14 protein-coding genes are annotated in these 13,745 nt (G+C 33.4%); 10 read left to right on the plus strand and 4 right to left on the minus strand.

The features are described from left to right. Positions 1–141: 141 nt before the first annotated feature. The 4 genes from ACR1PN_RS20005 to ACR1PN_RS20020 are packed head-to-tail and all read right to left on the minus strand — an operon-like array spanning position 142 to position 4,777. On the minus strand, positions 142–1,428 hold the full coding sequence (locus ACR1PN_RS20005; RefSeq protein ID WP_072408843.1) for an alginate export family protein: 1,287 nt from the start codon (positions 1,426–1,428) through the stop codon (positions 142–144). Between the two features lie 5 nt (positions 1,429–1,433). Beyond that, positions 1,434–1,898 (minus strand): hypothetical protein, encoded by a 465-nt coding sequence (locus tag ACR1PN_RS20010; RefSeq protein ID WP_072408845.1) that lies wholly within the window; start codon positions 1,896–1,898, stop codon positions 1,434–1,436. Positions 1,899–1,930: 32 nt separating this feature from the next. Next, positions 1,931–3,262 (minus strand): MFS transporter, encoded by a 1,332-nt coding sequence (locus tag ACR1PN_RS20015; RefSeq protein ID WP_433981474.1) that lies wholly within the window; start codon positions 3,260–3,262, stop codon positions 1,931–1,933. A 27-nt stretch (positions 3,263–3,289) separates the two neighbouring features. Then, positions 3,290–4,777 (minus strand): MFS transporter, encoded by a 1,488-nt coding sequence (locus ACR1PN_RS20020; protein WP_079466032.1) that lies wholly within the window; start codon positions 4,775–4,777, stop codon positions 3,290–3,292. 198 nt (positions 4,778–4,975) lie between these two features. Between ACR1PN_RS20020 and ACR1PN_RS20025 the strand changes: the two genes are divergently transcribed. From ACR1PN_RS20025 to ACR1PN_RS20070, 10 genes are all read left to right on the plus strand, one after another. After that, positions 4,976–5,203 carry a hypothetical protein gene (locus ACR1PN_RS20025; RefSeq protein ID WP_433981475.1) on the plus strand — a complete coding sequence of 76 codons (228 nt, stop codon included), beginning with the start codon at positions 4,976–4,978 and terminating at the stop codon, positions 5,201–5,203. 10 nt (positions 5,204–5,213) lie between these two features. Continuing rightward, a complete protein-coding gene (locus ACR1PN_RS20030; protein ID WP_123885209.1) occupies positions 5,214–5,642 on the plus strand; it encodes a c-type cytochrome in 429 nt (142 codons plus the stop codon). Next, positions 5,632–6,978, plus strand: a complete 1,347-nt coding sequence (locus tag ACR1PN_RS20035; protein WP_433981476.1) for a cbb3-type cytochrome c oxidase subunit I — start codon at positions 5,632–5,634, stop codon at positions 6,976–6,978. The genes ACR1PN_RS20030 and ACR1PN_RS20035 overlap by 11 nt, the downstream gene beginning before the upstream one ends. An 89-nt stretch (positions 6,979–7,067) precedes the next feature. Further along, positions 7,068–8,861 carry an anaerobic ribonucleoside-triphosphate reductase gene (gene nrdD / locus ACR1PN_RS20040; protein WP_072408855.1) on the plus strand — a complete coding sequence of 598 codons (1,794 nt, stop codon included), beginning with the start codon at positions 7,068–7,070 and terminating at the stop codon, positions 8,859–8,861. After that, positions 8,848–9,312: an anaerobic ribonucleoside-triphosphate reductase activating protein gene (nrdG, locus tag ACR1PN_RS20045; RefSeq protein WP_072408857.1), complete on the plus strand. Its 465-nt coding sequence runs from the start codon at positions 8,848–8,850 to the stop codon at positions 9,310–9,312. The genes nrdD and nrdG overlap by 14 nt, the downstream gene beginning before the upstream one ends. Before the next feature lie 96 nt (positions 9,313–9,408). Beyond that, complete coding sequence (locus tag ACR1PN_RS20050; RefSeq protein WP_079465868.1) at positions 9,409–10,095, plus strand: Crp/Fnr family transcriptional regulator; 687 nt, start codon at positions 9,409–9,411, stop codon at positions 10,093–10,095. Positions 10,096–10,652: 557 nt separating this feature from the next. After that, positions 10,653–11,354 (plus strand): phage integrase SAM-like domain and Arm DNA-binding domain-containing protein, encoded by a 702-nt coding sequence (locus tag ACR1PN_RS20055; RefSeq protein WP_433981477.1) that lies wholly within the window; start codon positions 10,653–10,655, stop codon positions 11,352–11,354. 267 nt (positions 11,355–11,621) lie between these two features. Further along, positions 11,622–11,879, plus strand: a complete 258-nt coding sequence (locus tag ACR1PN_RS20060) for a helix-turn-helix domain-containing protein (protein ID WP_275161150.1) — start codon at positions 11,622–11,624, stop codon at positions 11,877–11,879. A 24-nt stretch (positions 11,880–11,903) separates the two neighbouring features. Further along, a complete protein-coding gene (locus ACR1PN_RS20065) occupies positions 11,904–12,245 on the plus strand; it encodes a hypothetical protein (protein ID WP_433981478.1) in 342 nt (113 codons plus the stop codon). 122 nt (positions 12,246–12,367) lie between these two features. Then, positions 12,368–13,633, plus strand: coding sequence for a type I restriction endonuclease (locus ACR1PN_RS20070; protein WP_433981479.1), 1,266 nt, complete (start codon positions 12,368–12,370; stop codon positions 13,631–13,633). Positions 13,634–13,745 lie beyond the last annotated feature (112 nt).

Genomic DNA, 13,745 nt, shown 5'->3' on the forward strand with positions numbered 1-13,745 from the left:
TTTCTTTTACAATCTGAAGTTTCAAACTTAAACTGTAATCTTTCTGTGTACGCTTTACATAAAGCGATTCTAATGGTTCTTTCATAACGATTCTTTTTTGTGTATCGTTATTTCAGGTCTAGACAAATGTCTTTCTAAATATTATTTCAATCTAAAATTGGGCATAATTTTCAAACCCACCCACGTCCATGTCTGTACATTTTTAAGGTCTGAGACATTCTTAAGGAATTTCATGCTTTCCCCTGAAAACATGAAAGAATGACCCACATTTGCTGTAATCATTTTTCCGACTTTATGGGTGAAAACAAAGTCTAGCTCTGTTCCTAAATAGGTGGATATTTTTTGACCAAAATCAGAATAACCCATTTTTCCATTAGAGGTAAAAGCATGTAAATTAGCTTGTAACAATGAATTTTGACTGAATTTTAAATTTGATTTTAAATAATAATCATTCAGTCCAAAACTGTTAAAATGGCTTGTTCCAAAATAAAAGTAATCCATAAATCCGTTATAAAAATGATTGGTGCCGTATAACGGACTGAAGGATTTATTTTTGCTGGATTCGGTATCGTAATTCTTCCCTGAAAGCCATTCTGTTCCCAAAACAAAGTTGAATTTTGGATGAAGAGTAAAGTCAATATTCCCAGAAAACTGATAAGCATTTTTACTCTGCGCAAGTGTATTTTTTCCGGTTTGATAATATGCTGAACCAAAGAAGCCGATATTTTCCAAGTATTTTTTTGTATTAATTCCTATTGTAAGCATATCGTAATGGGTTCCGGATGGATTCTGTAATATATTATTCATAGCGATCGCAGAGAATTCAAAATTTTTCTTTCCGATATATTGATAATGAATGATCTGCAAAGACTTTGTTATTTCTCCCGCTTCCGAAATAGTATAAATTTCTTTATCGGGAAAATCATTTAGATCATTGTCGTCATTATTATAAGTTACTACAGTTTCTAATTTTGAATTTAGGCTTAATTTATAAATACCCTTTAATGCATCAAAACTTCGTCCCTGCATCATCCAGTCGAGTGTTCCAATAAGTCTTTCATTATCGTAAGAAAGAATTTGGCGACCTAACTTTAATGAGAATTTCTCTGAAACCTGATATTTTGCCCATGCTTCATTTAGAATGAAATTTTGATTTTTGCTTGCGTTTGACGAAGTCTCACCCCAAGTGCGGGTATCTTGCGCAGAGATATAAAGTTCCAAATTTTTATAATAATAATCTATGCCAAAACGTGCCCTGGAAGCAATCGTTGTTTCAGGTGATTTTCCTTTTGGCATTATTGTTCTTGCTCCGTTATCCAGTTCGGCTCTTGTTCGGAAATCTATATTCATTTTTAGGCTATCAACCTGAGCATTGACATTTCCTAAAATAAAAAAAATAGAAACAAAGGTTATTGATTTTTGTACCATATCAATTATTTTTCAACAGAAATTTTATAAGTTTTATGACATGCAACACAATTGTTCAACAGTTGATTGAGTTTCTCTTGAGTTTGCTGACGGTCATAATTTTTTTTTGCTATTTTCGATATCGCATCAAAAAGCTCATGGGTCTGAAATCCCATTTGTTTAAATTCATACGGTAGAGATCTAACCAATCCTTGAGGAACAACATCTACTTTGCAGGTTCCTGATTGCTGACCGACTTTTGTAATTATTTCGGGATTGTTTTTGGCAATTCCTTCGTTGATTTTCTGAACACTTTCCAAAAAGCCACGCATTTCTGTCATCACAAACTCACGGTTTTCTCCAGTCATCTTTATTTCGGATCTTCCGTCTTTTGCTAAAATTACTTTCTCACCCTCGTAAAAGAATTTATAGATCAAACCTATATTTAGGAATATTGAAAGCAAGAGTAGAATAATCGTTATTTTTTTCATTACTTTTTTATTAAACAAATTAGTAGCAGAACTTAGCAAGGTCTTTCACAGCCTTTTCTCGTGTAGAAATACCAATTCACACCAGTAGCCATTACGCATCCGAAAACTAAAAACCAGAAAAATAATCGCGCATCTCCGGAAATTGCTCGGGATTGAGTAATCAAAACATTAAACACGAATGGTCCGAACGCCGCAATTGCTGATGTGAAACCAATTACACCTGCCGCTTTTCTTGGTGATTTGGCAAAGATGGTAGGAAATTGTTTGAAGGTGGCCGCATTTCCAACACCGGTAAAGAAGAAAATGGCTAAAACAATCAGTAAAAATCCTTGAAATTGATCCGGTGAAGTAGGAGTTAAATAGCCACCAAGAATTAATCTTGTAAGTAAGATTATTAAAGAAATTCCTGTAATATGAGTGAGAAGAGCACCTCCAATTTTATCGGCAACTTTTCCGAAAATTATTCTTGATGCTGAGCCAATAAGCGGACCGTAAAAAGCATATTGCAAAGGGGCCAAATTTTTATCTAAGGGAAGATATAGATTTTTTATCATTAACGGAAAAGCTGCTGAAAAGCCTGCAAAAATACCAAACGTCATAATATAGGTCATCGTACAGTACAAAGTATGTCTGTCTTTGAAAATATCTAATTGTTCTTTAAATGAAGCTTTTACAGGAATACTTTTTAGAGAAAACCATGCCCAGATACCGATTATCAATAATGGAATAACATAAATGAATGCAATATTCTCCAGATAAATGGTTTTTCCGGTCTCGGCGATTATTTGTCCACCACCTAAAAATGAAAAGATTGTTAAACTCATAATCAATGGAGAAAGAAGCTGCACCAAACTTACTCCGAAGTTTCCTACGCCAGCTTGGATTCCGAGTGCAGTTCCCGCTGATTTTTTAGGAAAAAAAAGGGATGTTGAAGGCATAAATGAAGAGAAATCTCCACCTCCAATTCCGAGTAGAAATCCGATAATCATAAAATAGGTGAAAGAAGTTTGAGGATTCATCACTGCAAAACCAAGCATTAGTAAGGGAATGATTTTAATTAATGAACTGATGGAAATGATTTTCCTCGTTCCATAAATCGGAATTAAAAAAGTATTTACAATTCTCAGGAGTCCGCCTGCAAGACCGGGCATTGCTGCCATCCAGAAAAGTTGGTCATCGGTAAATTTGAATCCGATATGGGGAAGTTTGATGACGACAACGCTGTAAAGAAACCATGTAGCAAAAGAAAAAGTAAGTGCAGCCGTCGTTATTGTCAGTGTTTTCCAGGCAATTTTTTTTCCTTTCTTGTTCCAAAATTCTTCGTTTGATGGATCGTAGTCGGTTAACCAATGTGAATTGTTCATATTTTTAATTGTTTATTCTTTTAAAGTTTAGTCTTTGTTGTTGTTCTCATGCTCAATTTTATCTTTGAGATGAGGAGCTTCGTTGTGCATCATTTTTTTAATAATAGTATTCATCCAAAACAGAGAAATAGCGGAAACAATGAAGACGAAAATCCATGAACTCGTCCATAATCCTGAGAAATCGAGCAGATATCCAAATAATATCGGACCTATGAAACCGCCAAGCCCACCTATTAAACCTACCATTCCGCCAACTACTCCCACTTCATTCGGGAAATATTCAGGGATGTGTTTATAAACTGCGGCTTTTCCAATTCCCCACATAATCCCTATGAGAATGACAAGAATTGAGAAAACCCAAATATGTGCTTCAAATTTGATTAAGGTAACACCTTGAGCTAAAAGTTGCTTTTTCTGAACCTGCTCGTTTTGTTTTACTAATACTTCCTGCCACGAAAAAGATTCAGGTAACACCGAGGTCTGTTGTGGAATTTCGGGTTTTGAATTAATTTCAAATTTACCTGTATTAAGGATAATTTTTTCTTTTTCTATTGCTGTAACTATTCCGGCTTTCTTAGCAGTGATGCCTTTTCCCGGCGTTAATATTTCCATTTTTGGAAGCATGAGTAATCCGCTTAATACTAAAGATGAATATAAAACCCAGTACATTACTTTTCTCGCCCCGAATTTATCAGACAAATAGCCACCAAACGCTCTGATAACACCACTTGGCAAACTAAAAGCTGAGGCTAAAAGTCCACCCAAAACCAATGATGTTTTGTAAACGCTCACATAATATGGCATTAACCATTGAGAAAAGGCGACAAACAGACCAAAGACAAGGAAATAATACAGTCCAAATCTCCAAACTCTAACCTTAGAAAGTGGAGCAAGAAGTTCTCGGATAGATTTATTTTGAATAGCTGCTTTTTTATTCTGTACAAAAAATAAAAAAATCAAACCAATGATAACCAAAGTGATTCCGTAGATGATTGGGAGTAATCTCCATCCATTTTCTGGGTTGTTTTCTGAAAAATAATTAAGTAGAGTTGGTGCGAAAAACGTGGTAAGTGCAGCTCCTGCATTACCCATTCCAAAAATTCCTAAAGCACGACCCTGCCATTCTTTAGGATACCAAGCTGATGTAAATGCGATTCCCACTGCAAAGCCAGTTCCCACCATTCCGAAAAGTGCGCTTAGCAGAAAATACATCCAATAGGAATCTACAAAGTAAAGTAGGAAAAGTGGAATGCTGCACAAAAGAAGTAAGATGGAGAAAACAGGTTTTCCGCCATATTTATCTGTAAGAATTCCTAATGGCAATCTCATAATTGAGCCCGTGAGAATTGGTATACCTAAAAGCCAGCCTGTTTCTACTACAGACCAATTAAAAATATTATTATCTACTAAATAGGTAACTAAAACACCATTCAAAGTCCAGCAAGAAAAACAGATGGTAAATGCCAATGTATTTAGAAATAACATTTTGTGGGCGGAAGATAAATTTGTATCCATTTTGTACCAGTTTAAAAGAAAAATTGATTCTGATACAAAGATATTATAAATAAGACATTTTTATCTTATTATACTTTTTTTTTCTATTTTTGTGTCATAAATCATATTGCTCTTGCGATTCAGATAGAGTACTAAATTTTAAATACTCATCGTACCATCCTTTGTAGATTTATATAATAGAATCATATTCAAATCATTATGAAAAGTGTAACAGAAATTGAAATTATTCTCAATGTCAATGACCAAGTAAAAAATGTAAACTCTTCTAGAGCTTTATTAAAAGAGAAGCATAATGAGTTTGACAATGTTTTAAAATTCGGGGCAAAATTAATCAGCTCAATCACAAATAGAAATTGGCAATATCATGTATGTCATTTTTCTTATTTAGAAGGACGTATGACTGCTTTTGGTTCAAAAATTCAATAAAAAGTACAGCATGCATAAATATTACGTGAGTGTATTTTTTATTTTGGTAGTAATCTACGCATTGTATAGTAAAGAAATCTACACAGAAAAAACCAACTTTGGGTATATTAAATTGTCCTCTAATGCTTTAAAAGGAGAAAATCTGTGGCTGCAGAATAATTGCAACGCCTGTCATCAACTATACGGATTAGGCGGGTACATGGGGCCGGATTTAACAAACGTTTCTTCGCATCCCCAAAAAAGTGCAGAATACTTAAAAGTGATGATGATAAGTGGTGTGAAATCTATGCCCAAATTCAATTTTTCATCAGATGAGCAGGAGTATATTCTTCAATTCTTAAAAGAAGTTGACAGAACAGGCTATTACCCAAACAGAAATGCACAGATAAAATATACAGGTTGGGTTCAATATCAAAAAAAAGAAAATAATGAAAAATAGCACATATCCATTATATTATATACTCGTTGGATTGTTGAGTCTTGCACTTTGCCTGTTGGTTGGGCTTTTATCGGGTGTTCAATATGTTATCCCAGATTTTATTAAAGAAAATCTTCCATTCACCGTTCTAAGGCCTCTGCATACACTTTTTGCATTGTCATGGATTTTTATGGCTGCAATGGGCGGTATTTTTTGGTATATACAAAATGATAAAGTGAATCCTGTAATAATGAAATGGCAGTTTTGGATTTTCTTTATCACGGGAATATTGATTGTCATAAGCTATCTTTTTAAGAAGTTTGAAGGAAAAGAATATCTGGAGTTTCCGCATTGGTTCTACATTCCCATACTGTTGGGCTGGCTTTTATTTGGACTCTATTATTTCCGTGTGATGTGGCGAAATTTTTCTCAGTGGCCGGTCTATTATTGGATGTGGGCAACCGGAATTTTACTAATGATTTTTCATTTTACCGAGGCTCATCTTTGGATTTTACCCTATTTCAGAGAAAATTATATACAGAATTTAACAATGCAGTGGAAGTCGGGAGGCGCTTATGTAGGAGCCTGGAATATGTTGGTATACGGGTCATCCATGTATATAATGGAAAAAAGCAGCGAAAACGACTTTTACAGCCGTTCAAAAACCGCTTTTTTCTTTTTCTTTCTTGGGTTAATTAATGTAATGTTTAACTGGGCACATCATGTGTATGCTGTTCCTAATCCTGGCTGGATAAGATATGCAGCTTATCTTGTAAGTATGACAGAATGGATAATACTTTTACGAATCATATATCTTTGGAAGAAAAACCTGTCGAACGAGAAGAAAATTTTTTATTCATCCTCCTATTCTTTCATGATGCTTTCTGAGCTGTGGATTTTTATTAATCTTTTTCTTGCGATTCTTTTGTCGATACCGGCTTTAAATCTTTTCACCCATGGAACGCATATTACAGTTGCCCATTCTATGGGAACAATAATAGGAATAAATACAACAATTTTGCTTTCATCAATATGCTTCATACTAGATAAGATCAAAGCAATATCAAACAATACCAAAAGATACATAGTAATAGGAACGAAGATTTTCAATTTGTCTTTTATCTGCTTTTTTATAACCTTATTGGTTATGGGAGTTGAACGCTCAAAATGGATTTATTTTTCAGAAAATATCCTGTTTAGTCAATTTTATGATGGCAATAAGCATTTACATATTTTATTTGGAATATTTGGATTGGGTTTATTGCTTGGTATGTACATAATAATTTATCAATTGATAAAGCTTATTATACATATTATTCTAAAAAAAGTAGCCCTAGATTATAATCTTTTAAATTGATTTTAATAGCAGAGTAAAATTAAAATCTTAAAATAAATTTCGATTAATAAAATAGTAAAATACCTTAATATATTATTTAAATTTTAATTATGAAAAATAAATTCACCCGATTAACAGATGAACAGTTAGAAGTAAAATGTAACTTTATAGAAAACTACTTATTATCTTCAAATGCTGCGAGCGGAGCCTTATTTGATTCAAATGCCAATGTTTCCAATAAAAATATTGCAACTATGGAAGCGGAACTGAATAAGGATATTAATATTCAAGTTAACAGAAAACTTATTTCAAATAAAATTAAAGACCTTTTTGGTGATAATCTGGCAGTTGAATACATCAGACAATTGAATGATCATGAGATTTATGTACACGATGAAACCAGCTTAAAACCATATTGCGTGAGTGTTTCTATGTATCCATTACTTCTGGATGGATTAACAAAACTGGGAGGAGAATCTAAAGCCCCTAAGCATTTAGCTAGTTTTTGCGGTTCTTTTGTTAATTTCTTATTTTCAGTATCATCACAATTTGCCGGTGCTGTTGCTACCGTAGAATTTTTGTTGTACTTCGATTATTTTGCTAGAAAAGATTTTGGCGATGATTATATTATAGAGCATCAACAAGTTATTGAAAGTGAATTACAGCACGTTGTATATGCAATTAATCAACCAGCGGCAGCTAGGGGATATCAGTCGGTTTTTTGGAATATTTCTTTATATGATAGCTCATATTTTGAATCTATGTTTGGAACATTTGTTTTCCCCGATGGAAGCAAACCAAATTATTCTTCATTAGATAATTTGCAGCAATTTTTTATGCAATGGTTCAACAAAGAACGTTCAAAAGCCATTTTAACTTTCCCAGTGATTACCGTTGCAATGCTTACAAAGAATAAGAAAGTAGATGATGATTCTTTTGCCAATTTCTGCTCCAAAGAATTAAGCGAGGGCAATTCATTTTTTATCTATCAATCGGATAATGCAGATTCATTAGCGAGTTGCTGTAGATTGAGAAACGAAATTTCTGACCATACATTCAGTTATTCTTTGGGTGCGGGTGGTGTTTCTACAGGAAGTATCAATGTAATTACAATTAATATGAATCGGTTGGTTCAGAAAGGAATTTCTCTTGAAAATGTGATTGATAAAGTACATAAATATCAGGTGGCTTTCCGAAGTATTGTACAGGATTATAAAGATGCAGGAATGCTTCCTGTTTATGATGCAGGATTTATATCATTAGATAAACAATTTTTAACCATTGGTATTAATGGAATGGTTGAGGCCGCGGAGTTTCTGAGAATTGAAATCTCTAATAATGACAATTATAAAAAATTCGTCAATGAAAATCTTAAATTGATATACCATAAAAATAAAAAAGCAAAAGAAATTTATGGTTTTATGTTTAACACAGAATTTGTTCCGGCAGAAAATCTTGGTGTAAAAAATGCAAAATGGGATAAAAATGATTGGTTATATGTACCAAGAGACTGCTACAACTCTTATTTTTATATAGTTGAAGACAAAAGTCAAAATCTGATAGATAAGTTTTTCCTTCATGGCAAAGACTATATTCAATATCTTGATGGCGGCTCTGCATATCATTGTAATTTAGAAGAATATCCGAGCCAGGAAGGATTCAGAAAATTATTAGATGTTGCGGCTCATACAGGCTGTAATTATTTCTGTTTTAATATTAAAGTTACAGTTTGTAACGTATGTGGTTTTGTTAATAAGCAAACCGTACATTATTGTACAGATTGTAACTCATCTGATATCGATCATGCTACTCGAGTGATTGGCTATTTAAAGAAAATTACAAACTTTTCAAAAGACCGTCAAAAAGAAGAGAAAATAAGATATTACGGTAATGTTGAAGTATGATTCCTACGATATCGTATTACAGGAAATTCCTAATGAAATTTCACTTTGTTTTACCATCACAGGTTGCCAGTTAGCTTGTGATGGCTGTCATTCGGAGCATCTTTGGAATCCACAAAACGGAACAGATCTTACTCCAGACCTCTTTCATAGTCTGCTTGTAAAGTATCAGAAAGTAATAACGTGCATCCTTTTTATGGGAGGAGAGTGGCATGACCAAAAGTTACTTGAATTAATCTCAATAGCCAAGCAGCAAGAATTAAAGGTTGCATTATATACAGGACTTAATGAAAAACAAATCCGAAGAAAATATTTTGAATTATTGCAAAATTTAGATTTTATAAAAACCGGAAAATGGATACCCAGCCTGGGAGGATTAAATAAATTTAATACCAATCAAGAATTGAAAAATTTAAAATCCGGAGAAATTTTAAATAAGTATTTTATCAGGTAATAAATCTTTGTAACAGCTAAAAGGTAAGTTTTGACAACAATCTTTGCAAGTAAATAGGTATTGGTTTACATTTGTATCACAGCCTTTATTTTAATTATGAAAAAAAAATTAGGAGAGTGTGATCACAGTTGTTTTATGTGTAAAAATATATTAAAAGAATGGTGGGAAGCAATCGATATAAAAGGAAATAGTATCAACGTAAAAAAAGGACAGAAATTTATCAATGAAGGTAGTGAAATGCCTGGTGTGTTTTTTATACAAAAAGGATTTGTAAAAGTACATAAACATTGGGGCGATAGGGAAATGATTGTAAGGTTTACCAAGGAAGGAGAAATTGTGGGACACCGTGCAATTTCCTCTGAAAATTTATTATCTCCTATTTCGGCAACAGCAATGCAGGATTCTGTATTGTGTTTCATAGAGCTTAATTTTTTTAAGACTTTACTTAAAACCAATTCAACTTTTGCATATGAGCTTATGATGTTTTATGCAAATGAGTTGCTATGGTCTGAACAAAAAATGGGCAGCCTAGTGCATCTTTCAGTAAAGGAGCGCTTCGTAGTTAATCTTATTTACCTTATCAATTATTTTGGATTGGATGAAGAAAATATTTTGAAGATTGAACTAACAAAGACTGATTTAGCCGCCTATATAGGTAGTACTTACGAAACAGTTTATAGAACAATTTCAGAATTGGAGAATGATAAAATCATATCATTCCGTAATAAAATAGTTAAGATTATTAATCTTGAAAAATTAAAATTACATATCGCGAATACCTAAATGAAAATAATAATTAAAGTGTATTAAATAGTATGTTTTTTCAAATCATTTTAAGATTCCATAGCTGTGAAAGTTTATCCAAATCTTCCAGAAAAGTGTTCGAAAATTGAACCTCTGGGGTCCCTTAAAAGGACTTTGTAGATATCATAAAAAGTTTTATTTTTGTAAAGGATTAAATTACTAAAAAGTTAATTTTGATAATAACTGAAACTGTGGCAGAATCATGGCAGTAGTTATTTGCAAAGATAGAAATATTAGGTAGAGTGCTGATTGTAGAATTTAGGTTCGAATCCCTCACTCTCCGCCAGGTTAGAAACCAAAATAAGCTAAAACGCTGTAAACATCAATGTTTACAGCGTTTTTTGTTTTAGCGGAGTATCAAAAAAAACCAAAATAGGTCACGATTTATATGACCTATTTCGTGTCCCATTCAAAAAATCACAAAATGGGTCACGAAAAATCAAGGAAAGCCCGACCAATAGGCAGTCTAACGATTGTACATCTTGCAAAAAGTGGTAACAAAAAGTAAATTATTAAACCATTAAAGTTATCACACAATGAACAAAACATTCAACCTGCTATTCTTTATCAAAAATAAAATCAGAACAAACGGAACTGCTCCCATCTACTTAAGAATCACGATAGACGGCATGGCAGCCGACATTGCTGCCAAAAGGTATATCGATCCGAAGAAATGGGATGTTAAAGCACACAAGGCGTTGGGTAATTCACAAGAAGCCAAAACGCTGAATCTCTATCTTAAAACTTTGGAACAGAAAGTTTACGATTTCCACTACCTAATGCTGAAAGAAGAAAACTTTGTAACTGCAGAGAGTTTAAAATCTAAACTGCTTGGAATTGATATTGAGCAAAGAATGCTTATTCCGATATTCCAGGAGCATAATGATAAAGTGGAAGCCCTGGTCGGTCAGGATTTTGCTCCAAGAACATTAGAACGTTACAAAACTTCTTTAAAGCATACGCAGGAATTTATTAATTGGAAATACAAAGTTTCTGATATTGATATCACGCAAATTGATCACGGTTTTATCAGTGATTATGATTTCTGGTTGCGCAGTGTGCGTAAATGTGCAAACAATACAGCCGTTAAATACCTCAAAAATTTCAAAAAGATCATTCGTTTGTGCATGGCTCACGGCTGGCTCACGGCTGGCTCACTAAAGATCCTTTTCTCGGCTACAAAGCAAAGATCAAAGCTGTGGAAAGACCTTATCTTACCAAAGAAGAAATCCAGATGATTTATGAAAAAAAATTTGCATCAGACCGATTGAATCAGGTTCGCGATATTTTTCTATTTAGCTGCTATACAGGTCTGGCCTATGTAGATGTCAAACATTTATCAAAATCAAACATAAACGTCGGCATTGATGGCGATCAATGGATTTTTACCCATCGTCAAAAGACCGATACCTCAACCAGGGTCCCCTCTAACACTATTGTTTTGAATGTTTTAATGCTACAACTTTGTAGAAGAAAACCAAGTCAAAAACAAAAATGAAGTAGTTATGATCGTAAACCTAATCACTAAAGAAGACCTTCAGGAATTTAGAACCGAATTGCTGGAAGACATACAAAACCTATTTCAAATCAAGATTTCCCAGCAGAAATTATGGCTTCGTTCGTCAGAGGTCAAAGCACTTCTGAAAATCTCCTCCGGAACATTGCAAAATCTCCGCACCAATGGCACCTTATCTTACACCCGCGTCGGCGGGACACTATATTACAATTACAAAGACATTGAAGAAATGCTGAAAAGGCAATGATAATTCACAATACCAAAAACAATTATGAATTATATCAAACACCTCACAGCTTTCTATGAAAAGGTGGCTCAGGATAATACGCTTAATCCATCGCACATCAGCCTCTATTTAGCCTTATTCCAGTTCTGGAATTTCAGCCGTTTCCGAAATCCGGTCAGTATTTCCCGCGATGAGGTGATGCGCATCAGTAAAATCCGCTCAAAAGCCACCTATCATAAATGCCTGAAGAATCTACATTCTTCGGGCTATATTGATTATCAGCCATCTTATAACCCGTTTCAGGGAAGTCAGGTGGTGATGTTGGATTTTGGTGAGGAGTTGATGGTTGCTAGTAGGTACAAAAAAAAAGTAATTCGAAGATGCTAAAAGACTATAGTTATTAAAGATATGTAATTGTTGACAAGATATAATTTATAAAGTATTCCTTATAAAAGTGCTTTTGTAATTAGTCGTTTTAGTATCTTTAAGACTTAAAACTAAATTAGCCAATGTCTTTCAACGAAGATTCCCGAGTTAAAATACCAGCCATCTTGCATTTGTTGCGACTAGGCTATCAATATATTTCTTTAAAAAAACAAAACAGGATAGAAGAAAATAATATTTTCCCTTCTATTTTTTTACCTAAGATTGCCGAAATAAATAGTATTTCTGAAGCAGAAGCACAAAGGTTTTTGGATGAGATTAATTTAGAATTAGATTTTGAGGATCTTGGAAAAAAATTCTATGAACGTTTAACATCGACTTCCGGTATTAAATTAATTGATTTTGAAAATTTTTCAAACAATGATTTTCACATCACAACTGAATTAACCTGCAAATCCGGCGATGAAGAATATCGTCCGGACATTACAATTCTCGTTAATGGAATACCATTAGCTTTCGTAGAGGTAAAAAAACCTCATAACAAAGATGGAGTTATCGCTGAACGCAGACGCATCAATGAAAGGTTTGCAAATAAAAATTTTAGACGTTTTGCAAACATTACTCAACTGATGGTATTTTCCAATAATATGGAATATGAAGATGGCTTAGTTGAGCCTATTTTTGGTGCTTATTATGCAACTTCCGCTTACTCCAATATATCATTTAATTATTTTAGAGAAGATTTAGATTATCCTGTAAAAGAAAGATTGTTAGAATTAAGTGAAGACAGAGAATTGGATATTCTCAGAGATAACAATTTAGTCGTTATTAAGCACAATCCTGACTTCATCACTAATAAGAATGAAAATAGTCCAACCAATAGGATTCTCACTTCTCTCTTTAGTAAGGAACGATTAAAATTTATTTTACAGTTTGCTATTGCTTATGTAGAGGAAGAAGATAATGGTACGCCTGTCCATCAAAAACATATTATGCGCTATCCGCAAATTTTTGCAACACAAGCAATCGCTGCAAAAATTGATTCAGGACAGAATAAAGGTATTATTTGGCATACACAAGGCTCCGGTAAAACTGCTTTAGCTTTTTACAATGTAAAACATTTGACACATTATTTTTCGAAGAAGCATATTATTCCTAAATTTTATTTTATTGTTGACCGTCTTGATCTTTTGATTCAAGCCTCAACAGAATTTTCCAACCGTGGTTTAAAGGTAAATCCTGTAAATTCTAAAGTTGATTTTATAAACGATTTACAAACTGTTGGTGCAATCCATAATAATAGTGGTAAACCTGAAATTACGGTCGTTAATATTCAGAAATTTTCTGAAGACGCTACAGTTTTAAAGGATTTAAACTATAAGCCTGTTTAAACTTTTTTAGAAAAAGAGTTTCCAGAAAATTAGCAATTTAGAGTTGCAAAAAAAAAGAACTAAAATCTGGAACTCATAAGCAAAGATAAACTGGAAAAATGGATTTTACCTC

Source organism: Chryseobacterium sp. RLHN22, from assembly GCF_051011795.1.
Classification (GTDB): Bacteria; Bacteroidota; Bacteroidia; order Flavobacteriales; family Weeksellaceae; genus Chryseobacterium; species Chryseobacterium zhengzhouense.